The organism is Paenibacillus sp. MER TA 81-3 (assembly GCF_023713585.1).
In the GTDB taxonomy this organism is placed as follows: Bacteria; Bacillota; Bacilli; order Paenibacillales; family Paenibacillaceae; genus Paenibacillus_B; species Paenibacillus_B profundus.
Map to the genome: position 1 here is coordinate 206,032 of NZ_JAMAWB010000007.1, position 22,621 is coordinate 228,652.

The 22,621-nt window shown below is 43.0% G+C and carries 24 protein-coding genes and 1 pseudogene; 6 read left to right on the top strand and 19 right to left on the bottom strand.

The window, feature by feature from the left end:
* The first annotated feature begins 60 nt into the window (after nt 1–60).
* Together M3650_RS12070 and M3650_RS12075 are read left to right on the top strand one after the other, a co-directional pair.
* Nucleotides 61–498, top strand: coding sequence for a DUF7832 domain-containing protein (locus tag M3650_RS12070; protein ID WP_251575007.1), 438 nt, complete (start codon nt 61–63; stop codon nt 496–498).
* Between the two features lie 134 nt (nt 499–632).
* The gene (locus M3650_RS12075; protein ID WP_251575183.1) at nt 633–1,235 is read left to right on the top strand and encodes a DUF1349 domain-containing protein; all 603 of its coding nucleotides are present in this window, start codon (nt 633–635) and stop codon (nt 1,233–1,235) included.
* A gap of 64 nt (nt 1,236–1,299) precedes the next feature.
* Here the strand turns inward: M3650_RS12075 and M3650_RS12080 are convergent, their stop codons facing one another.
* Nucleotides 1,300–2,070 carry an MBL fold metallo-hydrolase gene (locus M3650_RS12080; protein WP_251575016.1) on the bottom strand — a complete coding sequence of 257 codons (771 nt, stop codon included), beginning with the start codon at nt 2,068–2,070 and terminating at the stop codon, nt 1,300–1,302.
* Between the two features lie 119 nt (nt 2,071–2,189).
* Between M3650_RS12080 and M3650_RS12085 the strand changes: the two genes are divergently transcribed.
* Complete coding sequence (locus tag M3650_RS12085) at nt 2,190–2,612, top strand: Lrp/AsnC family transcriptional regulator (protein ID WP_251575017.1); 423 nt, start codon at nt 2,190–2,192, stop codon at nt 2,610–2,612.
* Between the two features lie 41 nt (nt 2,613–2,653).
* On the opposite strand, the gene rnhA is transcribed toward M3650_RS12085, so the two are convergent.
* The 8 genes from rnhA to M3650_RS12130 all read right to left on the bottom strand — a co-directional run bounded on the left by rnhA (nt 2,654) and on the right by M3650_RS12130 (nt 8,552).
* Entirely contained in the window at nt 2,654–3,289 is a 636-nt protein-coding gene (gene rnhA / locus M3650_RS12090) for a ribonuclease H (protein ID WP_019419799.1), read from the bottom strand.
* Between the two features lie 67 nt (nt 3,290–3,356).
* Nucleotides 3,357–3,593: a DUF6953 family protein gene (locus tag M3650_RS12095; RefSeq protein ID WP_251575018.1), complete on the bottom strand. Its 237-nt coding sequence runs from the start codon at nt 3,591–3,593 to the stop codon at nt 3,357–3,359.
* Nucleotides 3,594–3,729: 136 nt separating this feature from the next.
* Nucleotides 3,730–3,957 carry a DNA-binding protein gene (locus M3650_RS12100; RefSeq protein ID WP_251575019.1) on the bottom strand — a complete coding sequence of 76 codons (228 nt, stop codon included), beginning with the start codon at nt 3,955–3,957 and terminating at the stop codon, nt 3,730–3,732.
* A 142-nt stretch (nt 3,958–4,099) separates the two neighbouring features.
* Nucleotides 4,100–4,525 carry a DUF3995 domain-containing protein gene (locus tag M3650_RS12105; protein ID WP_251575020.1) on the bottom strand — a complete coding sequence of 142 codons (426 nt, stop codon included), beginning with the start codon at nt 4,523–4,525 and terminating at the stop codon, nt 4,100–4,102.
* Nucleotides 4,522–5,088 (bottom strand): TetR/AcrR family transcriptional regulator, encoded by a 567-nt coding sequence (locus M3650_RS12110; RefSeq protein ID WP_251575022.1) that lies wholly within the window; start codon nt 5,086–5,088, stop codon nt 4,522–4,524. Before M3650_RS12110 ends, M3650_RS12105 begins: the two co-directional genes overlap by 4 nt.
* A gap of 419 nt (nt 5,089–5,507) precedes the next feature.
* Entirely contained in the window at nt 5,508–6,272 is a 765-nt protein-coding gene (locus M3650_RS12120) for an exodeoxyribonuclease III (protein WP_251575024.1), read from the bottom strand.
* 123 nt (nt 6,273–6,395) lie between these two features.
* A complete protein-coding gene (locus tag M3650_RS12125; RefSeq protein WP_251575025.1) occupies nt 6,396–6,692 on the bottom strand; it encodes a hypothetical protein in 297 nt (98 codons plus the stop codon).
* A 1,005-nt stretch (nt 6,693–7,697) separates the two neighbouring features.
* On the bottom strand, nt 7,698–8,552 hold the full coding sequence (locus tag M3650_RS12130) for a DegV family protein (RefSeq protein WP_251575026.1): 855 nt from the start codon (nt 8,550–8,552) through the stop codon (nt 7,698–7,700).
* A 1,373-nt stretch (nt 8,553–9,925) separates the two neighbouring features.
* On the opposite strand from M3650_RS12130, the gene M3650_RS12135 reads away from it, so the two are divergent.
* On the top strand, nt 9,926–11,500 hold the full coding sequence (locus M3650_RS12135) for an SWIM zinc finger family protein (protein WP_251575031.1): 1,575 nt from the start codon (nt 9,926–9,928) through the stop codon (nt 11,498–11,500).
* A 280-nt stretch (nt 11,501–11,780) separates the two neighbouring features.
* Here the strand turns inward: M3650_RS12135 and M3650_RS12140 are convergent, their stop codons facing one another.
* Entirely contained in the window at nt 11,781–13,040 is a 1,260-nt protein-coding gene (locus M3650_RS12140; protein ID WP_483311738.1) for an MFS transporter, read from the bottom strand.
* A 255-nt stretch (nt 13,041–13,295) separates the two neighbouring features.
* On the opposite strand from M3650_RS12140, the gene M3650_RS12145 reads away from it, so the two are divergent.
* Nucleotides 13,296–13,895, top strand: coding sequence for a TetR/AcrR family transcriptional regulator (locus M3650_RS12145; protein WP_251575033.1), 600 nt, complete (start codon nt 13,296–13,298; stop codon nt 13,893–13,895).
* 41 nt (nt 13,896–13,936) lie between these two features.
* Here M3650_RS12145 and M3650_RS12150 read toward each other — a convergent pair whose 3' ends face one another.
* The 7 genes and pseudogenes from M3650_RS12150 to M3650_RS12180 form a co-directional block, all read right to left on the bottom strand.
* Nucleotides 13,937–14,692, bottom strand: a complete 756-nt coding sequence (locus M3650_RS12150) for a class I SAM-dependent methyltransferase (RefSeq protein ID WP_251575034.1) — start codon at nt 14,690–14,692, stop codon at nt 13,937–13,939.
* A gap of 200 nt (nt 14,693–14,892) precedes the next feature.
* A complete protein-coding gene (locus M3650_RS12155) occupies nt 14,893–15,612 on the bottom strand; it encodes a YebC/PmpR family DNA-binding transcriptional regulator (protein ID WP_019419814.1) in 720 nt (239 codons plus the stop codon).
* 378 nt (nt 15,613–15,990) lie between these two features.
* Nucleotides 15,991–16,428 carry an NUDIX hydrolase gene (locus tag M3650_RS12160; protein WP_251575035.1) on the bottom strand — a complete coding sequence of 146 codons (438 nt, stop codon included), beginning with the start codon at nt 16,426–16,428 and terminating at the stop codon, nt 15,991–15,993.
* Between the two features lie 28 nt (nt 16,429–16,456).
* Complete coding sequence (locus M3650_RS12165; RefSeq protein WP_251575043.1) at nt 16,457–16,849, bottom strand: type II toxin-antitoxin system death-on-curing family toxin; 393 nt, start codon at nt 16,847–16,849, stop codon at nt 16,457–16,459.
* Nucleotides 16,849–17,148, bottom strand: a complete 300-nt coding sequence (locus tag M3650_RS12170) for an AbrB/MazE/SpoVT family DNA-binding domain-containing protein (protein ID WP_251575047.1) — start codon at nt 17,146–17,148, stop codon at nt 16,849–16,851. The genes M3650_RS12165 and M3650_RS12170 overlap by 1 nt, the downstream gene beginning before the upstream one ends.
* A 165-nt stretch (nt 17,149–17,313) precedes the next feature.
* A complete protein-coding gene (gene bcaP, locus M3650_RS12175; RefSeq protein ID WP_251575052.1) occupies nt 17,314–18,699 on the bottom strand; it encodes a branched-chain amino acid transporter BcaP in 1,386 nt (461 codons plus the stop codon).
* 230 nt (nt 18,700–18,929) lie between these two features.
* Nucleotides 18,930–19,058 (bottom strand): annotated as a pseudogene (locus M3650_RS12180) (GNAT family N-acetyltransferase); the annotation flags it as partial.
* A gap of 466 nt (nt 19,059–19,524) precedes the next feature.
* Here M3650_RS12180 and M3650_RS12185 point away from each other — a divergent pair.
* On the top strand, nt 19,525–20,169 hold the full coding sequence (locus M3650_RS12185) for an SGNH/GDSL hydrolase family protein (RefSeq protein WP_233695645.1): 645 nt from the start codon (nt 19,525–19,527) through the stop codon (nt 20,167–20,169).
* A gap of 329 nt (nt 20,170–20,498) precedes the next feature.
* Here the strand turns inward: M3650_RS12185 and M3650_RS12190 are convergent, their stop codons facing one another.
* Both M3650_RS12190 and M3650_RS12195 read right to left on the bottom strand, forming a co-directional pair.
* Complete coding sequence (locus M3650_RS12190; RefSeq protein ID WP_251575054.1) at nt 20,499–21,527, bottom strand: alpha/beta hydrolase family protein; 1,029 nt, start codon at nt 21,525–21,527, stop codon at nt 20,499–20,501.
* A gap of 83 nt (nt 21,528–21,610) precedes the next feature.
* Nucleotides 21,611–22,075, bottom strand: coding sequence for a LytTR family DNA-binding domain-containing protein (locus tag M3650_RS12195; RefSeq protein WP_251575055.1), 465 nt, complete (start codon nt 22,073–22,075; stop codon nt 21,611–21,613).
* Nucleotides 22,076–22,621: the final 546 nt, after the last annotated feature.

Genomic DNA, 22,621 nt, shown 5'->3' on the forward strand with positions numbered 1-22,621 from the left:
AAAACATTGCGTTTTAATCTAAACGAAACGTTTCCAATAGTTGCAGAGGAGATGAACGAAATGTCGGATACGTGCGTCTACGACAAGGCTAAATATCATTACGACGGTGATTTTCCCGCAGATTTGCCTAACGAGCAAGCATTTGTCCATACTGGTTTGTTTTTAGGATGGATGATAGAGCATGGGTTATATAGCATTGATTTCGAGGAAGATGCCGAAGAAGATATTGCGGCTTTCAAGCAAAGACAACTAACCGGAACACAGATTTATATAAAATGGGACGGGGTTCTGGCCGATGATATGTTAAGCGATGAGGGAAATCGATTTGCAACGGTTTATTTTGATTTTGAGAATGGCACCTATTTAGAAGACTATCAAGATACATTTTCGGATGCCCCTACTCTCTATCATGTAGAGGATACGTGGGACAATTATTTTCAGTTGAAAGAAGTAATCGATCAACGGTTTATGGACTGGAAAAACACGAACGCGAAGTAAGCCTTGTCTATTCAAGAGCTGAACTGGACTATTCTCCGCAGTGTCAGTGGGTCCCACTGGACAATGTACAGTTGAATGCACGCGCTGGACGATGAAACATATGAAATGATTAAGCTGGAGGCTGTAATTCCATGATAAATATATCTTATATCCCTGATTCCGTTGGTAAGCTTACGATAATGAACGAACCGCAGCATTGGAACGTGACAGATGATGCTTTGCTCGTCCATACGCAATCCGAAACCGACTTTTGGTTGAAAACCCATTATGGCTTCGAAGTAATGAACGGACATGTCTTTTATGAGTCGGTTGAGACGGACTTCACGGCAGAGACATCGCTGAGCATGAAGCCCATGTCAACCTATGATCAAGCAGGCCTATTCGTAATGGTGTCGGACACATGTTGGTTGAAGACATCGCTTGAATATATACCGGTTGGCCCATCACACTTGGGAGCGGTCGTCACGAATTTTGGATATTCGGACTGGTCCACTCGGAATTACCGGAATGCATATGTCACGGAACCTCTGGCATTCCGAGTCGAGCGCAAGAACGGCGATTATACCGTATCGGCCAAGACGCAGGGTAACCCTGATGAGTGGGAACAGATCCGAATCGCTCATCTGCATGAAGACCAGCATCCACAACCCGTCAAAGTAGGTATCTATTGCTGCAGCCCGACCCCGAATGGCGGCTTCGAGACGCGCTTTCATTCTTTTTCCATTGAGAAAAGATAACTTGTTGTATCACAAGCATATAGGACTCCAATACCCGACCGCATGCGGTCGGGTGCTTACCTATTCAACGCGATGAACGGAAAGAAAGCGATTCTCCGTCGGCAGGCACGAGTATATTAGAGGAGAGCCCCTTGTCTGCAATGTAGCTTTTCAATTCCTCTCTTGTTAACAAGCAATGATTGACAGATTCCATATGAGACACAATAATGGTCGCTTGCGGGGCTTCCATATGCGTCCGATAGACATCTTCCTTCGTCATCGTAATAGGATCGCCCTCTAGAAACTGGGCTGCGCCTGCATTTACGACAATCACTTCAGGCCGGTGCGCGTCAATCGCTGCGTGAACATCGTCGCACCATATGGTATCGCCTGCAATATAGAGGGTCGGTTCATCTGCATGGGAAAAGGCCACTCCCGATACTTCGCCCATTAGGTTGCCGATCTCGCCTAGCCCGTGCTTTCCTGACGTCCGATGCAGCCGAATTTCCCCAATCTCGGATATGCTATCCAACCATTCCACGTTATGAAATCCCGCTTCCTCTATGACCTTCGCATCTTTTTCAGACTGCGCAATCATTCTCATATCCTTCGGCAGCGCCTCGATAGCGGCCGCATCGAAATGATCTGGGTGCAGGTGGGTTACAATAACCGCATCGGCTTGTACAATATCATCCACAGGGATCGGCAGCTCGACCGTCGGATTCCATTGTTCTTGATTCGGGGTGTTTGGAAACGGTGGATATGTCCCCTGCCGCGCTAGAAATGGATCGATTAAAAAGGTTATGCCACCATAATTTAACACGATAGTGGCATTGCGTATTTGTCTAATCTGCACGGTCAATTCCTCCTTTAAGTATATTCTCCTATAGGATAATATGTAAGCAATAACACGGAACATCGATCAAATCATGAATAATGTGCGATTTACTTGAAAAATGAAAGAGGTTGGTAGGAATGCTGGATAACACGGACAGACGAATCCTGGAAGAGCTATTACAGAATGGCCGAATGTCGATGAAGGAATTGGGGCAAAAAATTCATATGACCGGTCAGGCGACCGCCAACCGCTTGCTCAAGCTAGAGGAAGAGGGGGTAATCGAAGGATATACCATTCGGCTGAATCACGCCAAAGCAGGGAACCCCGTCCATACCTTTATCAATATTTATACAAAGGAATTCGATCACCGTCCCTTTCTCTCGTTTATCGAGACACAACGTTCTTATTTGGTGAACAACTTCAAAATTAGCGGCGAGGGCTGCTATCTGCTAGAGTACAGGTTTCCGTCTAATGAGGAATTGGATCTGTTCCTGACTGAATTAAATAAATATGTAAATTATAAGTTGTCTATTGTGATTAATAAGAACAACTTAACATGAGCGAAATACAAACAAGAGCACCTGGCATGGTGCCCTTATGGCTATTTTCTTCCATAATCAGCTTTAATTTCTCCCCAGTCTTGGGTCTCCCACTTTAATACCTTGTTGTCATAGCTATTGGTCTGCAGCCATTTCAGAGCTCGGTCCACCAGATCCCATACTTCTTTTGTGGATTCATTCCGCTCTAATGTCGTAGCTACTTTCTTCTCTCTCACCCATTTTAAAGCGGTTCTGGAGTCGCTATATACGGTCTGAGTGCTGCCCTGCTTCTTCAAGTAAGCCAAGGAATGGACGATAGCTAAAAACTCACCTAAATTATTCGTACCGTTCGGAATGGGACCACGGGAAAATATGACCTCGCCGGTTTGCGTATTCACGCCTCTATATTCAATCGGCCCCGGGTTCCCCTGCGTTCCTACATCAACTGAAATGCTATCGTAATCAATCGTTTCTTTGGACTTGGGTGAGGCAGGTTGTGTCTGTTTCTTAGCGGACCCCTTCTGGCCCCAATGCTTGGTCCAACCTTCCCGATAGGCTTGTTCCGCCTCCGCTTTAGAAGGATAGGATTTATACTTCGCATCCTTGCGTCCGTCCACTTGCTCTTTACATTCTGTCCAATTCGTATAAATGCCTGGCCGATTGCCGACCCATACGACATAGTACTTTTGTTTTGCCATTTACCTATCTCCCTCTTCCTCCGCACTTTCACTACTTATCTTCTATATACTTACATATCAAATGATATTACGTCCACCCCCAGGAGAAGCCGTCTCTGTCCCATGCTATTTTACCGCCATGCAGCTTGCGAAATGCTTTCTTCACTTCTTTGGAAAGCGACGCATTTCCATTTTCATTCACAAACACAAACTCTTCTCCGAAATGCGCTTTTACATAAGCGATCACATCGCTTTGATAGACAATTCCTTTGAATTTAATTTCTGCTACCATCCATTCGGCAACCTGTTGCGCTGTTACTTCCATGTGGATCCCACTCCTTATTCTTCTATTCAAAAATATGTACGCAAAGAGCCGACCTCATGCGGTCGGCTCTTTCATGTGTGATGTAGGCGAACCTTGTTGTGTACAATGAATTCGCCGCAGCGTGATGTCCCAGAGCTTATGCCTTTCGCACGATTTCATCTATTTCACTCTTCAACAAAAGGTACCTATGAACACTCCTCATAATTGGAACCTTGGTCAAATTATTTTTATCCACATATATTTTCATGAGATCTTTAGTGAGACCTAACTTCTTTCCCGCTTCCATAACTGTTAATACAACTTCGTTACTTGTAGCATTAAAAGTTTTCTTCACCTTTTGGTTCCAGTCTTCAAATTCTTGCATTTACGAGCAACCTTTCTCATCCTTAATCGTTCAGAATACCTTAATTGTATCATGAACCTACGTAAATGCATAAAATTCGCTTTTAACAGTGTGATGTAAGCCTATCCATCGATGACGTAGTTTAAACTCACCAAGAGTATCCTTACGGTTCAAAAAGTAAGATCATAAAAACAAAAACCGCCAATACAAGACATAGCGGTGAAAATAACATCGTATCCCATCTGGCGAAAGGGGTCCCCTTCTTCTTTTTAAAAAAGCCGACCCAGCGAAATTCGCCGATGGACCGCAATAAAAAAACAATTCCGATGCTCCACCCGCCCCAGCGATACATCCATTCAGGCAAGACAGCCAACGCTCCTCCCGAGAGTCCGATGATGATAACAGACGCGAACGCCAATAACAAGGCAACTGCAAAAGTCGAGAATGTCCTTGGAGTAAACAATGGCCTGCTTCCGTTGTAAGGTATAGCGGCAGCCTTGCCCCATTTCCCCCCGAACATCCAATACCAATGCAGGATGCTTAACCCCATGAAGACGCAGCCTACAAAAATAGATAATGCACTTGTCATCCAGACACCTCCCTCGTTTCAATTATGGTTTGCCACAACAGATCCACCAGGTTGGCGGCGTCATCCAAATGTTCACGATGTTTATTTCTTTCATACCAGCCTAAGTAGAAGTGATAAATTACACACGCTTTTTGTTGGGCGGATTTTTCAGATAGCCCTCTTGCCTGCAAAAGAGAGATCATGAAATCAATCCTTTTGTTTTCTATCGTGTCTAACAATTGTTGATATCGTTCGTTTTCTTGTCCTAGCCTCCGCAAATAAAAAACAAAGTCACCCGCTGATGTTGTAGAAAACATCGCTGTCAGCAGTTTTTTAATCTGGTTGTCAATGTTCCCTTCTGTAAGGGTATGATCGATCACTTCATGAGTTGCTCGCTTCACCCAGTCGTCTACGACGCATGTAATGAACTCTTCCCGATTGCCGAAGTACCAATAGAAGCTGCTTTTGCTGCAGCCTAACTCCCTCGCCATTTTTTCAATCAAGAGAGCCTCACTTCCCCCGATTGAAAAGTATTTCTGGCCTTTCTGGATCCACTCTTCCTTCGTCACCACGATTTTGGGCATCGACCTCTCCTTTCTGTACGGTGTCGTACAGATAATATATGATCAGTATACCGCCGTGATTAGATTCCCGCAATGGTTATGTACGCAATCGTCTAGAAATGATTATATTTATAAAAAACAGTTCACCATCTACACTCAAAATAACCAACCCCCATTGAATGAGGATTGGTTATTTTACATTATTCACTATGTGCTTAAGGCCTGGCTTTACCAGCCAAAGTCTAGCGTGTTCCGGTTTCGGCCAGCGTCTTGATGTTGCTTAATATCATCCACCAATGCGCTTCCGCATTTTTATACGAAGGATGCTCGGCTGTCCACTGGGTTCCTTCCGGCGACACGAACGTATCGAACGAACAACTGTCCTAACGCAAGCAAAGGCTGGGGCCCCCTCTCGCTAGAGGAAGCATCAGCCCTCGAATTTACACTTCAATGTCGGCGATATTGAGAATAACAGGGCAATGATCGCTGCCTAAAATACTTGAATCGATTTGCGCATCGATTAATAAGGAATTCAGTCTTGAAGAGACAAGGAAATAATCAATTCTCCAGCCAATATTCCGCTCCCTCACCTTGGGCATGTAAGACCACCACGAATAGGCATCTGTCTTCTGAGGATAGAAATGCCGGAACGTATCGGTAAATCCAGCGTCCAGCAATCGGGTCATCTTCTCACGCTCTTCCGGAGTAAACCCGGAATTGTTCCAGTTGGACTTCGGATTCTTCAAGTCGATCTCTTGGTGGGCCACATTCATATCCCCGCACATAATGACAGGCTTACATGCATCCAACTGCTGAACGTAATGTCTGAACCGTTCTTCCCATTCCAGCCGTTCTTCCAACCGGGACAGATCTCGCTTGGAATTGGGCGTATATACATTCACAAGATAGAAAGTCTCGAACTCGAGCGTGATGATCCGCCCCTCAGGCTCTTCATCTTCTTCTATCCCATATCGTACCGATACAGGCTTTATTTTAGTGAAAACCGCTGTCCCCGAGTACCCCTTCTTCAGCGCATAATTCCAATACAGCTCATATTCATCGCCAAGCTCCATGGCAATTTGGCCTTCCTGCAGCTTCGTCTCCTGCACGCAAAATATATCTGCTTCCGTCTCCCGGAAGTAGTCATTAAATCCTTTGTTCACACACGCCCTTAGGCCGTTCACATTCCAGGATACCAGCTTCATTCGCGTCTATCTCCTTGCTGTATACTATTCTTTAATCTAGTGTAACATAGCTGAACGATAGACTGGGAGGCTCTCTCGTGATGCTATTGTTTCCAATGATTTGACCTATTGCACAGAACCCGGTTAAGGCCGAGTATCGAGAGAATCATATGCTACCACGATGGGCAGAGAACTGGATTCAACCACCAGGGAGACAGCCTCGCCGTTTTTTTTGTCTCTATATGTAACAGAATAACCGCCAAACCCATAGGCATACTCTACTTCTTGAAACTCCAAATCCATATCGTAATACTGAAAAGTGACATAGATGGAAGCAGTAAATCGAGCCGCTGCACGTTGCAGAACAGTTGATTGGGATACGGCCAATGCGAATAGGATCGATGTCAGCAGAACTGCGAACATAATTTTATATTTCTTCAACGATTATTTCTCCTTTTTTTAAGCTATCGACAACCCGTATACCTTGAACACTCCATAAAATCAAATAGATCCCAAATTTAATAAAATTGTAAGAAGGAGTTTTAAGTGTGATTAGGTGATATATGGATTATGTTCATATGAGTATAAATAAATTATTTAGAGAGGCACTGTGGGAAGTTATTTAAATTCTATTTTAAACATCTTTTTTAGTAGTGGTCTGACTATCAAAAATACTATAAGTACCGAAGTAAGCAATCCTACCGTCAAACTACTTACAAGACTACAAATAGTATAAAAAACTAAAACTGTAAGTAGTAGATCGGAAATGAAATAAAGTTTCGATTTATCCATTCCTTTGCCCTCTTTCGCTGAATAACGTACATTGATCAACACTAGTCATAACTTGATGAAAGACATGCTCAAATATATGGACATAAAAAATCAAATTATAAAACGTCTCAAATCGAAATGTTCTATTCAGGAATGGGTCTAGAGGTATATCTCTTCATCTGTTACGCCAAACTCATCCATCCATTAATGGTCGCAAAACACTCATTTCACCTTAACATAATCACTCGGATCGCTACCTGTCATCTCTATGGACATGGATGCTTCCTAAATAATTTGCATCTGATTCCGTAGAAACTTCAGTAGTTCCGTACGGCGGAAAGTTCCAGGTTTTGAACCAACCGACATCTATTCCACCTCAAAATTACATTGTATACAATGTAATTTTTTTGTCAACTATTGGTATAAATTATCCTTCGGAACGACTAGGTTATAGATATCCATAAATGGACTTAAGATCATCGTTTGTTGGTTTTGAATCATCGGACTCACCTACTAAGTTTGATATCTTAAGGATACAGAAAAAAGGTACAGCCTCCTCATAAATTGAGGAACTATACCTTTTTCTTTAAGTGGACTTTTTCAGTGGCCTCCTTCATACGGCCGGGGTTTTCATGGTTAAGGCAATGGGGGAATCAAATCTCATATATCATTTTTCTATTTTTCTTCGTTGTGCCAAATAACAGCTAAGGTACCTTCACCGGCATGAACGGCAATGGCAGAGCTAATCTCTCCGATCACAATATCAAGACCTGGGAATTGGCTCAGGAGATCTTGCTTGAATGCCTCTGCTTTATTACGAACATTTCCATGCATAATTTGCAATTGTTGAATGTTGTTTTGATGATAAGCATGTTTGAATAGTTCAATCATTCGCAAGTAGGCTTTTTTCTCTGAACGCACTCTTTCAAATAGCTCAAATGCGCCGTCTGAATTAATCCGAATGATAGGTTTGATGCGGAGAAGTGAACCTAATAAATACTGGGTGCCTGTCATTCTCCCACCCTTATAGAACTGCTCTAGACTGCCTAACACAATGTAATTTTCCGACTTATCAGCCTCTTGTCGTAATGTGACCGCTATATCCTTGCAGTCGATCCCTTGTTCAGCAAGTTCTATCCCTTTGTAGAGTAACGTCGTGATAGCATAGGACATTGATTTAGAATCGATCACTTCGACCTGGAGCGGCACGGAATCTGAAGCTGATGTGCAACAGGCTAGTGTCCCGCTTAATTTGTCAGATACATGAATGGCAATAGCGCAGTCATAATCTATACTTAATTTCTCGAACAACTCTGTAAACTTACCGATAGGAGGCTGTGACGTTTTGGGGATGTCTTTCTCTTCCCGGATGCGTTGATACAATTCCTCAGTAGTCAGATCAATTCCATCGTCAAACACATTATTACCAAATACAATTCCTAACGGAATCACATACACGTCTGGGTTATTCTTTAAATCATCAGGAATATAGGCGGTGCTGTCTGTAATCCAAGCAATTTTCTTTGTCATTGAGTTCCCATTTCTGTTCATGTTATGAAGTCGACTAAAAATGTAAAATAATTTATTTTTATGCAAAAAAATAATCGCGTTTCCATCTTATATAAAAGTAAATAAACTCTACCTATATAAGTTAGATCTCTAAGCTTTTACAGAGGGTTTCGCTCATGTAACCATACTGGCCTTCATTATATCATCTACATTCATTTATATAAACGGGCCTCTGATCGAATAAATTAAAAAGACTATCATATTATATAAACTTCCTTCGTATTGCCATATTTAACGTTTAATTATTCGTTCGCTGGTATCTCCCTTCGGAGTATTCTCTTCTTCCCTGCACGCGAACGAGGGTACTTCTTTATCTATCCGCACATAGCTATCCCGGAACGATTACAGTATAATGTGGACATATTATTGCAGGTGTTTCACCTTAGGAAGCATAGGAGGTATTTACTTGAGTTGGAGTTCTGTTACAAAGACCTTATATGCAGTAGCTATTTTTCTTGTGATTCTTATCATCAGTCAAGTCTTTATAAAAGCAATTCTCAATTCGTTCGTGTCTTCTGATTATTTAGTAAATCTGCTTACATTGTTGACCTCTATTGGTTTCTCGTTTGTTGTAACCAGAAAGTTTCTTCTTAAACAAAAAAGGAAATATTCGCTGTGATATCCCGTTAACCTTATTGAGAGTCTTTACATTTAACCTCCAACCACTACGATAGAAAAGTCGATGACATGATCTATTGAGGACAGGGAGGGAACATATGAGATTATTTGAAATGCTTTTAGTTCTATCATGTTTTGCTTTACTGATAGACTTATTGTTTTTCAAAAGAATAGCCCCCAAAACAGGCATAGTTACATGCATAGCAAGCACCGTTATATTAAGGCGTCCTAAAAAAACTACAAATATAAAGTTTCCAGAGGTGAAATTTCAATAAAGGCTTGGACAAAAGAAAACCTAACGGGAGGCATTCTTCCCGTTAGGTTATTTATTTTTGAGAGGCCGTGGCGTAGAGGCCACATGTTTATAAGCATAGAAAAGCAACATACAGTCGACTAATAAGGTGGGACTTTTGTTATAATCAGGGTAAGTTTGAGACCTGAAAGGTAAGTGTATACAGGAGAACCGGGAAGACAAACTATTCGATGCGCTCAATAAGATCTGAAAAACAAAATGTGCCACAACGTACAACAACTGCTGTGTGCCAGTGAACCTGATTCGGAATCATCCAGCTTAGGAATAGGAGTTGATTCAGCTTGAATCTCCATCATCTCAGTAAAAGCATTGACCCTGTTATTATGAATAGAGGCCAGGATTATGTCCTGGCTGGATATGTACGCTCCATTTAGAAATCGAGGATGGACTGTATAGGGCGTTGGTGGAGGGTAGTGATCTCTATGAGGTTCTTGTAGAGCTTAGAGACAATGATGACGTTCTATCCGTCGAATGTGACTGCCCATATGATTACGGTCCAACTTGCAAGCACCAGGCTGCAGTTCTGATTAAGCTAAGGGAAATGAGAGGAACAGCCAGAAGCCATTCGGCGAACCTGTCCTCACCCACATCCGTTCAGACCAAAACTCTGAAACAACTACTGGAAGCAGAGAGCAAAGACAGCCTGATTTCACTACTGCTCTACTTAGCCGTTGATTCCGAACTGATGGAAGAGCGAATCAGACTGTATCTGTCCGATGTCGATCATAACGATTCGATTGAGAGCTGCAGACATCTGATTCAGTCCTATATCGAAATGTATGCCGACAAATATGGATTTGTCAGATGGGATAACGTTGAACGGGCTGTTGAGGGCGCCGAGCGCGTGGCTGAACAAGCCGCTCTAGCTATCGATGATGGCAAGCTGCTGCAGGCTGCAAAGATAAACATCTGCATCCTGGAGGAAATGATGGACTTGCTCCAGTCATCGGACGATTCTAACGGTGCAATCGGCGGAATCATCGAGGAAAGTATAGAGCGCTTGGATGTCATTGCCCAATCAGGCGAGTTGTTGTTGTCCGGAGAAATGGAAATCCTGTTCGATTTGATAATGGGTGTTGCTATACAAAACCGTTTCGACGGATGGCCTGATTGGCGGGTAGATCTGCTTGCAGCAGCCTCATATTTAACCGCCTCCCCTGATCTGCGGGAGAAGTGGGAACAACACATTGAACGTATGAGTCAAAATACAGACGAAGATACTTGGAGCGGCGAGTACTTTACAGCTCGTATAGCCAAACTGCGTTATAACCAACTGCAAGAGCACGCCGGTGAGACGCAGGCCAACGATTATTTATACAGCCAGTTGCACTTTTCCGACTTCCGCAAGCAAGCCATACAGCTTGCACTGGATAACTGCCGCTATGATGAAGCTATACGTCTGGCGGAAGAGGGCGAAGCACAGGACCTTGAGAAGGGCTTGCCCGGCCTCGTTGGTCAGTGGAAGCAGCTCCGCTACGATGCATATCGCTTGTCAGGGGATGTGCAGAGGCAACGCGAGTTAGGCTTGGAACTGCTATGCTGCGGAGACCTTTCTTATTACACGTTCGTCAAAGCTGCCTATTCTTCCGCCGAGTGGCCGCTAGTCTATCACAACCTTTTAGAAACCTTGGAGAAAGGTAACTTCTGGCGGCAGGAATCAGTGTATACGCAAATTCTGGTGCAGGAACAGGAGCACGCACGTCTGCTGCTCTATGTGAAACAACACCCTGAACAAGTTGAGACCTTCTGTCCTCTTCTGATAGAACATTATCCAAAGGATGTTATCCACATCTTCCAAAAGTATATTGAATGGAAGGCAGCCAACTCTTCTTCAAGAAAGCAGTATCAAGGGGTTTGTCAGGTCCTCAAGAGGTTTAAGAAAGCCGCCGGCCCTGCGGAGGCAGAACGTATTGTTCAGCTACTGCTGACACAGTACCCGAACAAGCCGGCCTTCAGGGATGAGTTAACGAAGCTCTAAGCCACCACATCTGAGTGCATATGTTCAAAGCTAAATCTCAGAACAGGATTTGATAAACTCCTTCCATGAGAGGATATGGAGATGACGTCCATGCAGGGCGCGCATCACAAGAAACCGGCCTTATACGGCCGGTTTCCCTAAATTTTCCCAATTATGATACGATGGGCAAGGTGATTGAAATGGAACGAAGAGCAACAAAGTTCGAAAATAACCTAGGAATCACGATGAATTATCAATAGTTATTCGCACGTGGCCCTCGCTGCGTGATACTTATTCGGTTTTAGCACTTGACTGAACCATCCTTCGGGCTCATGACCGCGTGATTGTATGCTGACCGGAGGGATCTGTAACCAAGAAGCACGATAGCCAGAGCAAGCAATCCCGCCGCTATAGCCACGACAAATCCCGCCCGTGCGCCAAAGCTATCCACAACCCATCCTGCTGCAGCCGAGCCTAGAGCAACCCCGATACCCAAGCCTGTAATTGCCCAGGTCATTCCTTCCGTTACCTGGGATTCAGGAACGATTTTCTCCACCAACCCCATAGTGATGATCATCGTGGGAGCCACGGACATCCCGGCGAAGAAGACAGCGACTGCTAGCTTAGCAATGATGTCCACGAAGAAGAGTGGAAGCATCGTAACGGCCGATACTGCAACGGCCCGCAAAAACTGACGGTGTGGCGGAGTACTCAGCCTCAGAGTGCCGTAAACCAGGCCGGCCAAGCATGAACCTACAGCGTAGACGGAAAGCACGATACTGGCGGCTACCGTATTTCCCTGATTCTCTGCAAAAGCTACACTCACTACGTCCACTGTGCCAAATATGGTGCCTATGGCAGCGAGCGTGAACACCAGCACCCTCAATGAACCAATCTTGATCACGGTTCCTTTACTGTTAGGGTTAAGGGGACGCACCGCAGGTTCGGTACTCTTTTGCATCGTGAACAGGAATACCCCTATCGTTAGAAAAACGCACGACAAAAGAGGACCCGCTTCGGGGAAGAGCATAACGCTTAAACCGACAGAAATGACCGGACCAATAATAAAGCATAGCTCATCAACAACGGACTCAAAGGAAAATGCGGTATGCAGCTTTGGGGAACCCCGATACAGCTCGGTCCAGCGCGCGCGTACCATGGCCGGCATACTGGGCATGCATCCGGCGAGTAATGCGAACAGGAATAACGTCCAATCCGGTGCTTGATATCTTGTGCACAGCAGCAAGGAGACAACAGATACTACACTGATCCCTGTGGCTGGAAGCAGTACACGGGATTGCCCCAATCGGTCCACCATACGGGAAATTTGAGGAGCCATCAAAGCTGACGCCAACGCAAAGGTAGCTGCAACAGCACCAGCGAGCCAGTACTCGCCACGCAATTGAGACAACATGGTAACAACGCCAATGCCCAGCATGGATATAGGCATCCGAGCGACAAAGCCTGCCGCTGAGAACCCCTTTGCACCAGTGGCATCGAATATCTCACGATATGGATTAGGCAAGATGCACCCCCGAATAAATGCAGATTGGAAATACATTCTTCATTCCTTTAACTCCCCTCATTTTGATAAGATGTGAAATACTTATACTATCCTATCGGCTGAATTATATTGACATACACAATGTATGTGAATACTATATATACATACGATGCGTATGTCAATGTGCATTTTTATACCTCCAACTACTGAGTTCCAAAGGACTTATTCTTTCGGATGTCGAACAATATTAAGCATAGGATTGGTTCCCAGCGAAGACAATTAACATAAAAACGTATGTAAGCAGGAGGAAAAATGGCTCGAAAAGCACGATCGGAAATGATTGCAGAAACACGCGCCAAGTTGGTAAGTGCGGCAAGGCAAGCTTTTGGCACGATTGGGTATGCACACACATCCATGGATGACCTCACAGCTTCTGTGGGCCTAACGCGCGGCGCGCTTTATCATCACTTTGGCGACAAGAAAGGCTTATTGGAAGCTGTTGTCAAAGAAATCGACGCTGAAATGGATAGCAGATTGGGAAGGATCTCAGATGCAGCAGAAGGAAATTGGGAAGGCTTCGTTGGTCGTTGCCGCGCTTATCTTGCCATGGCTCTTGAGCCCGAAATCCAGCGAATCGTGCATAGAGACGCGCCTTCGGTACTGGGCAATGCTTATTCTCAATCATCTCAGTCGCACTGCCTAGCGACGATGGCTGATATGCTTCAGCAATTGATGAAGGATCGGATCATTGCAACGACGGACTCCGAAGCTTTAGCGCGGCTATTGAATGGGGGACTCATGGACACTGCTTTTTGGATCGCAAACTCCGAGGATGCCGAGGCTGGCTTGTCCAAAGCTTTACACAGCCTTTCACTTGTATTGAACGGCTTGCTTCTGGAGAAGGGTTTGTAGTGTAGAAGCAATGAAATGACTCTTCGCCGAGCTAGGCGGACCTACACATTGCCTATGTAGCTTCGTGTAATATTGGGAATGACAATCATGTTGTCACTGCTATATTTTATAAAAAGCTCGGTCACTGCCTCAATAAATGGATTGTAATTTGCATCTGTCGGCTTAGGAGCATAGGATGCTGACAAATTGCGTCCTACAAATCCCTCTAGATTAAACTCCAGATCGTGCCGAAAAACTTCATATTCATATTTGCCGTCTTTGAAAAAGTCCTTGTATATGTCAGGCGTTTCATCTATGCCTCCACTAAAGCCTTTAAACCCAGAGCACAGCTGTTTGCATACCTCCGCATTTTCATTTACTAGAAGGCTTGAAGAATCCCTGCTGTTCCATACAAGGGCTACATTTGAATTGGGTTTCAATATTCTCTGGCATTCCAATTTAAATTTATCTTTGTCGAACCAGTGAAATGCCTGCGCAACCGTTGCCAAATCAATACTGGAACTTTGAATACCGGTATTCTCGGCAGTCCCTTGTATCGAGATAAAACTTGAATAGCGGTTTAATGCTTTTTCTGCAATCGTTCTCATATCACGATTAGGCTCAACTGCAAACACTTTAAAGTTTCTGTCGAGTAGCTGTTGAGTAAAAACCCCCGTACCCGAACCTATATCTGCAATAATATGGTTGGAAGTTAATTGGTTGGATGAAATCAAATAATTCATATATTCTGTTGGATAGTTCGGGCGATATTTCGAATACGTATCTGCTTTACCGGTAAACTTGTTTGTTGTTTCCAAAGCATGTACCCCCTTCGCCTAATATAAATTCCACGTGCTGATATCTCCATTACAGTGCTACCGAATCCTATCCATAAAAACCCGACCTCATATGGTCGGGTTTTTATGGTAGAAGGCCAGGGAATCGAACCTCAATCCGAAAATATCGCCACATAGGCTGCAAAGATTGTAGCGACACCCTAGAAACCTCCGAATTCAAATTAATCTTCAAGCTCAACGTTATGGTAAACTTGTTGAACATCTTCCAGATCTTCTAGCACATCAATCAGTTTCTCGAATTGAGCCTGAACGTCTTCTGCAAGCGTAACATAGCTCTGTGGAAGCATTGTCAGCTCCGCTACGGTAAATTCCGTGATGCCCTCATTCTTGAATGCCTCTTGAACAGCATGAAACTGATCAGGCTCAGCGTAAATAATGACCGCTTCATCCTCTTCCAAGATATCACGAACGTCCAAGTCCGCATTCATTAAGATCTCCAGCACTTCATCTGCTGTTTTGCCTTCCAGACCAATGACCGCCGTTTGATCAAACATATAATTTACAGATCCGCTGACTCCAAGGCTGCCGCCGTTCTTGTTAAATGCAGCACGCACCTCAGAAGCCGTACGGTTCACGTTATTCGTTAATGCGTCCACGATAACCATGGAGCCGTTAGGTCCGAAGCCTTCATAACGGAGTTCATCGTAGTTCTCATCTGAACCGCCCTTTGCCTTCTCAATCGCACGGTCAATGATCGCTTTTGGTACATTGTATGTTTTGGCACGCTCAACGACAAACTTCAAGGCTTGATTCGATTCCGGATTCGGCTCGCCTTGCTTCGCGACCACGTAAATTTCTCTTCCGAACCTGGCATATATACGACTTGTATTAGTATCTTTGGATGCTTTCTTTTCCTTAATGTTGTTCCATTTACGCCCCATACTGATCCCGCTCTCTTTCCACATTGAATGTGCATAATCATCATAATTATATCTCTTAAAAGGGGCTTGGGCAAATATCAAAACTTTAGGTATTCATTTTATTACGCTTTATATCGCGTGGGATTGAAGGTGAAAAAAGATGCCTCAGTTTTGGAGAGGTACTGTCATTTTCTCTGCAACCCATATTTTTTTCAACAATCAATTTTCTGATAACCTTGAAGCTGTTCTTCTGTTTCTAATCCCGGAAAGTTAGTTCGTATAAATTTTGCAAGCTTCATTCACAATTCCAAATCATCACTAGTTGCCATCTGAATCGTAAAGTCTTGCTCTATAGATATAAAATGCTCAATAGATGCCGAATATTTTGTAAGTAATTGTTTAGATTCTTATGGGGTACAATTCTGTTTTCAGAATATCAGACAATGGCATCCATGAAAATTCCAACTTAAAACTTTGGTTTTCTAATTGCTCTGTGCCCCAGAAACTGACACTTAATGGAATTTGAGGTTCGTCTGCAAGCGATACAAGATAAAATAGACATATTAGTTGGCAATCCTTATTTCCCCACGGAAAGAAAAGTTCACCTACCCATTTTAACGAACCGACTTTTATATTTACGCCCATTTCTTCTTTAAATTCTCTTATAAGGGTTTCCTCATGAGTCTCTCCAAAGCTAACATGACCGCCTGGAAAAGCATAGCCTGTGTCATTGAGCGGTCTTTGTAATAGAATCTTGTCGTTCCGCATTAATAGGCCAGCCACTCGATAACTAAATACATGTTTCTCCGTTTTGAACAAGATATCCTGTTTACTCATGCCCTTACACTCCCCAGACACCCCTTTTTCACTTCTTGATACCATGTTCCACAAAAATTTGGGCCATATCTTCGACAGAATACTTCCCATTCACAATATCCACCATGAAATTCACTGCAAATTCCCGTTCCATTTTCAGATGATAGCCGTTTATTTGAAGGAATGATTTTACAGCCAAATAAGCGGTTCGTTTGTTACCATTGTGAAAGCAATGGTTTTTAGCCAATGAATCCACCAACGCAGCTGCTTTCTCAAATAATGTCGGATACGCATCCTCACCAAACACACTTTGCTGCGGTCTATAAACGGCAGATTCAAGAAGAGAATGGTCTTTTACGCCCGCTTGCTCCATATCCTGCATCTGCTTCATCATGAAGTAGTGCCCGGCAATCACTTCTTCTTTGGTCAAATACTTTACCATTAGCGGTCCCTTAGATCATTGAATATGTCCTGATCTTCATTAAAAATATCATAAAACGCCTCAAGCACTTCAGGCCGCACATTCTCAGGCAGATTCGATTTTCGAACCTTTTTGATTACGATTTCTCCTTGGTCGTTTTCGATAAATTCAATCTCGTCACCCTGTACTACATTCAGTTTCTCTGCAAGCATCTTTGGCAAACTAATCCCTAAACTATTTCCCATTCGGCCTATTTTGCGAGAGTATCGAGTCGTCTTCGTTCTATCTCGGCCTTTTTCCATATTGACCACACCATTCATAATAATGTTCTCCTCTCATAGTATGATCCATACGCACAAAGTTATACCTTACTAATGTAATAACTTAATAACATTCTAACATAGTATATCAAGGAGTAAAGCAAAAGCCGACCCTGCGCGGTCGGCTTCAAATGAATAAACAATTGGATATTCAGATACAACAATTTACTGATTCAGGTTACTATGCTTACGTGAATACATAAAGTATATAATCGTGCCAATACCAATCCATATAACAAATGAAACCCAAGTGATTAAGGGCAAACTAGATGCAAGGTAAAGACAAAGTAACGCACTAATAGCTGGCAGCACTGGCACGAACGGGACTCGGAATGAGGCCTTTAATTCAGGGAATTTCTTGCGCAGGACGATGATTGCGATGGATATTAAAGTAAACGCAGCTAATGTGCCCATGTTCACTAAATGTGCAAGTGTTGTTAGATCAATAAAACCTGCAATGCCTGCGGCAACGAACCCGGTTAACCACGTGTTAGCGAATGGAGTCTGGGTCTTTGCATTTACTTTTGAGAACTTTCTCGGTAATAATCCATCACGACTCATTGCGTAGGATAAACGAACTTGCGCATAGATCAATGCAAGGATAACGGTTGTAATGCCAAATACCGCCCCAATTGATATGATTCCCGCTATAGAGTTCTGCCCTACAGATTCTAATGCTAATGCAACAGGTGCACCAACATTTAACTGGGTATACGAAATCATCCCTGTTAATACCCCAGATACGGTCATATATAAAATGGTACAGATGAGCAAGGACGCTATAATCCCCATCGGCATCGTTTTTTTAGGATTCTTTACTTCTTCCGATGCCGTGGCGATAACATCGAACCCGATATAGGCAAAGAACACCGTAGCTGCACCTGTTATAATCCCATTAAATCCAAAGGGTACAAATGGCACCCAGTTATCAGGTTTTACATACCAAATCCCCACAATAATAAATAGTAAGATAACAGCTAATTTTACAAAAACCATCATATTGTTAAACTTAATACTTTCCTTTACACCTTTACTAACGAGTGCTGTGATGGACAATATGATCAGAACTGCTGGCAGATCAATGGCTCCCCCTTTTCCTACACCGGGAGCGGAGGAGATAATGGCGGGAAATTGTATATGAAAGCCCGTGAGCAACGATTGAAAGTATGCAGACCAACCCGTAGCAACGGCAGAAATAGCCAGTACATATTCAAGCATGAGATCCCATCCAATAAGGAAAGCCAACAATTCACCTAATGTTGCATACGTAAATGTGTACACACTTCCTGAGACAGGTACAGCTGAAGAAAACTCTGCATAACAGAATGCAGCGAGCGCACAGGCAATACCTGCTATAACAAATGATAACATGATCGCTGGTCCTGAAGATTCTGCCGCAACGACACCTGTAACAACAAAAATCCCAGTCCCGATCACGCAACCTACGCCAAGGAAGATTAAATCCATCAAAGACAGCGCTCGTGCTAATTCTTTTTTCTCACTTTGAGCAAGCATGAGGTTCAGTGATTTTCTTCGGAAAAGCTGATTCAATTTTATTCCTCCTATGCAATGGGCACACAAAAGACATATTTAGTATTCCAACAATTGAAACATTCATTATTTTGCGCACGACTTCAATGCTGACATTCTTTTTAAGAATCTATCATAGGAAGGAAGATATTATTTGTGAGTTGTATCACATCTAATATCATCCAGTTATTGTGCAATCCCCCTTTATCTGTGCACCATCAGAAAGGCTAACCATTCTTTCAAATTGCAACGACGGTTCTCACACCTTTATCGCCGATGAATTCCAACCACGAGGGATTATTCAAAAGCTCAAGCATAAACTCCGCATCGTCAGTTGATATCCGACGAAGGATTAGCCGATCTGTTTCAAGAACTTTCAAAGTAGATGTCCCCTTTTTGAGATCTGAAATGACAACACCCTATGTAAATAAATTATATGCATAAAAAGGAAATATACCTCCCCCCCGTGGATAATATTAGAGATTGGATACTAACAGTATGCTCGTTCGCTGACGTTTCCTTTGTAAGATCTGCTTCGCCACCTGCGTGCGGGCGAACCCCTGTATCCGAAAATATCGCTACACAGGCATCTACGTATGTAGTCACAGTCTGGATGCCACCCCAGTATCACCCTGTCTTCAACTCTGATCCGATAAGTACTAATAATCCGCTCATATTGAAGCATTAGTTGTTGTCAATGCCCACATTACCTGTACATGACTGCAATATAATATGTCTAAGATGCACTTGAGGAAATACACGAGCAAAACAGTCGATCGTTAATATCGTTTTTTCATCAGACTTTACGTTGTATATATGATTAAGAGTGGAGTTGGTGATAATCTTATGATCTATACAGCTCTTGGAGATTCCATTACATTTGGGGAAAATGCCTCTTCTTTGGCAAAGGCTTATCCCCGATTGGCCGTATCTGCTTTAAATTCGGACTCACGCAAGGTTCGTGGGTTTGTTCTGGCTCGGCCCGGTTGGAGCAGCTATGATCTATTGGATGCCGTCATATGGCAGGGGTCCTCCGTAATCAGTCATTCCTCTGTTGTTTCTGTATGGATTGGAGGAGTGGATTTAGCCCACGCGGCACTAGCTTCAATTAGAACCAAGAAACAACTAGCTGTAAAGCACATTGTAACCAGCTATAGGCGTAATTTAAGTGCCATTTTTACTCAAGTAAAAAAAGGAAGCTGTGCTCAGATCATTTGCTGTACGCAATACAATCCGTTTCCGAACAGCCCTCTTTCAGTTGAGTCGATAGGCCAATTAAATCGTATGATAAACGAGCTGGCCCATAGTTATGATGTAACTGTAGCTCCCGCTCATAAGTGGTTTGAAGGAAAGCAGGCATATCTTATGTATGGATATCAAAATGGAAAGATTGAAGATGCGTTGAGCGGACATCTGCCCATCCATCCAAATGATCGGGGGCATCGAGTTATTGCAACGGGATTGGCCCCATATCTTATCCCACGCAAGTAGACCTAGAGGTCGTATCTCTATCTATCAGAAAAACCACTAAACATTAGGTTCAGTGGTTTTTTGATATCTCCATTTTACTTGCTGCCGAAGCCTATCCTCTGTCGACGATATTAGAGGTATGGTATCAACGCCGTGCTCGTTCGCTGAGGATTTCCTTCGTAGCTTCTCTTTCGCTGCCTGTGCGCAGGCGAACCCGCTCAGGGGTTCAACTCCCTTTATTGCCTCCAACAAACACAAAAAACCGACCTCATGCGGTCGGCTCTTTCAGGTTTGGTAGAGGCGAACCGTGGATCAACAAATCCACAATTCGCCGCAGCAAAGTAAGTTGTTTACCTTGATCCGTAGGTTCCTTCGGATGTGAAGCGCCCAGTACCTTTCAATGTATAATCAAAGAATTTAAGAATAAGTTCATTCTCCGTTTCTATACAGTAATATTGGTCAATAGCTGCTTTTCCACCCTGCAGCATCTTTGCGAGCAGAGGAGAAAAAAGCGGTAAATCGGTGAGGCTTAAATGTTTTGCTCCTTGAAAATGAACGGTATATGCTTCCATGAAGTTTTTGTCAGCGATGTAGTTTGCCGCATAAGTAGAGTTACTTCCAAGCTGTTTCCAAACATCGTCAGAATAAATGTTAAGGATTGGGGTCATGTAAGCTTTGCCACTTGCCGCAAAATCACCAGTCTCATTGTTATAAGCAAGCTCGCTAAAAAACGGGGCATCAATATTGACAACCGCACTTACATCTTTACGGTCTCGGCCGATCCAAACGCTTGCCGCGCCGCCCATGGAGTGCCCGAAAACACCTATTTTATCTTTACTGATATGTTGATAAACAGGGGCTGTATCGTTTCGGGATTTTTCAATGATTGTATCTATGACAAAATTCATGTCGTCCGTTCGCAGTTTCATCCATTTTTGAATGAGCCCATATAACTGCTCCCTTGTATAAATGCCCTCTTTGTTGACATTATCGACTTCCATCTTATAATCCGAATTGATTAAGGTAAACGCCCCATCGTCTGAAACTGTATAAAAAGAATGATAAGGATGATCAATGGAACATACGACATACCCGTGACTTGCAAGCTCCCTAAAAGTAGAAGCATTGCTTGTCTTAATACCAGAAGCTCCATGTGAGAATACCAAGAGCGGATATGTTCCATCGGAATTTTCGGGATACCAATATTGTACATTAACAAACCTATTCTTACCGGTATCGGCAAATTCCTCGATGCGGTTTTTGTCTATGTAAGTGTATGTTGCAGTTGCGACTTCATATTGGCCCGTAACTTTTGGTAGTTTATGCTGCGGAAAAACAAGTGCAGGTACAAATACAAGTACCAACAATAATGTCATCATGACTGCTTTTACGACAATACAGGAGATTTTGTAATCACGGTTACTCGCTTTATTGCGAATAAGGGAAGCCGTTCCGATTACCGCTAGTATGACAAGCAGTGCTGCAAGCAATACCCAGCGGGCATATTTTTAAGTACCGGCACATACTGCCTCGATATGACAACACGTTCCCCATTATCAAGCACTGCTTCAAATCTGCCGCTTAACGATGGACGAACGAATGAAATTTTGGCTATGTTCAAAATCGTTGATTTGGATGTGCGAAAACATTTCCTTCCTTTGCATAACTCCTCCAACTCATAGAGCTTGTGCTTCACCTCATAAATCTCATCCTTGCAATAAATAAAAACTTTCCCGTCAACGGCCTCGAAATAATAAATATCGCTAATTTTTAGACGGTGAATCCTATCATTGTGATATCCTAGAAAAATGAGGTCTTCCAACTTTAGCTTGTTTACGATTTCGTATATTTTGTTATTTACCTCATAGCACCTGATAAGAATTTCCTCTTCCTGCTCTTTACCGATCTCTTCTATTGAAACTTTCATAAACTCACTCGCTCGCATCGTCGTATATGATTTTTGCCGCGGGCTTATACACCGCAAAGAAAGCATCTAAAACTTCGGGACGGAGATTCTCTATAGCATACGTACATTCTAACAAATCTTTCTATAGACATACAGCAAAAATCCACAACCTCATGCGGTTGTGGATTTACATGGTGGAGGCGAGGGGCTTTTGATATCTCCATTATACTGCTACCGAAGCCTATCCTCTGTCGACGATATTAGTGGTTAGATATCAACGCCGTGCTCGTTCGCTGTTGTCTTTCCTTCGAAGTATCTGTGATTTGAACTATAATATTACCACTGTTTGAATCATATAATTGCCGAAGTATAAACAAAAAAGGCTCTTTTTTATCATGAGGAGAATAAATAATGAACTATAATATTGCCACAAGTTCATTTTTGAAGCATAAGTTTGCCTTTATTAATTTTATTTATTCCTATGGCTATGTTTTAAATAGATGTTGAAAATTGATATATTATATATAAGATATACTATAATTAAGCCATATATACATACAGGTTTGG

Coding starts and splice junctions, on each gene's coding strand:
- M3650_RS12140 (WP_483311738.1), bottom strand. CDS start 13,040: ATGTATTTCCAATCTGCATTTATTCGGGGGTGCATCTTGCCTAATCCA.
- M3650_RS12095 (WP_251575018.1), bottom strand. CDS start 3,593: ATGGAAGTAACAGCGCAACAGGTTGCCGAATGGATGGTAGCAGAAATT.
- M3650_RS12145 (WP_251575033.1), top strand. CDS start 13,296: ATGGCTCGAAAAGCACGATCGGAAATGATTGCAGAAACACGCGCCAAG.
- M3650_RS12190 (WP_251575054.1), bottom strand. CDS start 21,527: ATGATGACATTATTGTTGGTACTTGTATTTGTACCTGCACTTGTTTTT.
- M3650_RS12085 (WP_251575017.1), top strand. CDS start 2,190: ATGCTGGATAACACGGACAGACGAATCCTGGAAGAGCTATTACAGAAT.
- M3650_RS12070 (WP_251575007.1), top strand. CDS start 61: ATGTCGGATACGTGCGTCTACGACAAGGCTAAATATCATTACGACGGT.
- M3650_RS12105 (WP_251575020.1), bottom strand. CDS start 4,525: ATGACAAGTGCATTATCTATTTTTGTAGGCTGCGTCTTCATGGGGTTA.
- M3650_RS12165 (WP_251575043.1), bottom strand. CDS start 16,849: ATGGTAAAGTATTTGACCAAAGAAGAAGTGATTGCCGGGCACTACTTC.
- M3650_RS12120 (WP_251575024.1), bottom strand. CDS start 6,272: ATGAAGCTGGTATCCTGGAATGTGAACGGCCTAAGGGCGTGTGTGAAC.
- M3650_RS12185 (WP_233695645.1), top strand. CDS start 19,525: ATGATCTATACAGCTCTTGGAGATTCCATTACATTTGGGGAAAATGCC.
- M3650_RS12160 (WP_251575035.1), bottom strand. CDS start 16,428: ATGAGTAAACAGGATATCTTGTTCAAAACGGAGAAACATGTATTTAGT.
- M3650_RS12100 (WP_251575019.1), bottom strand. CDS start 3,957: ATGCAAGAATTTGAAGACTGGAACCAAAAGGTGAAGAAAACTTTTAAT.
- M3650_RS12110 (WP_251575022.1), bottom strand. CDS start 5,088: ATGCCCAAAATCGTGGTGACGAAGGAAGAGTGGATCCAGAAAGGCCAG.
- M3650_RS12130 (WP_251575026.1), bottom strand. CDS start 8,552: ATGACAAAGAAAATTGCTTGGATTACAGACAGCACCGCCTATATTCCT.
- M3650_RS12170 (WP_251575047.1), bottom strand. CDS start 17,148: ATGAATGGTGTGGTCAATATGGAAAAAGGCCGAGATAGAACGAAGACG.
- rnhA (WP_019419799.1), bottom strand. CDS start 3,289: ATGGCAAAACAAAAGTACTATGTCGTATGGGTCGGCAATCGGCCAGGC.
- M3650_RS12155 (WP_019419814.1), bottom strand. CDS start 15,612: ATGGGGCGTAAATGGAACAACATTAAGGAAAAGAAAGCATCCAAAGAT.
- M3650_RS12195 (WP_251575055.1), bottom strand. CDS start 22,075: ATGAAAGTTTCAATAGAAGAGATCGGTAAAGAGCAGGAAGAGGAAATT.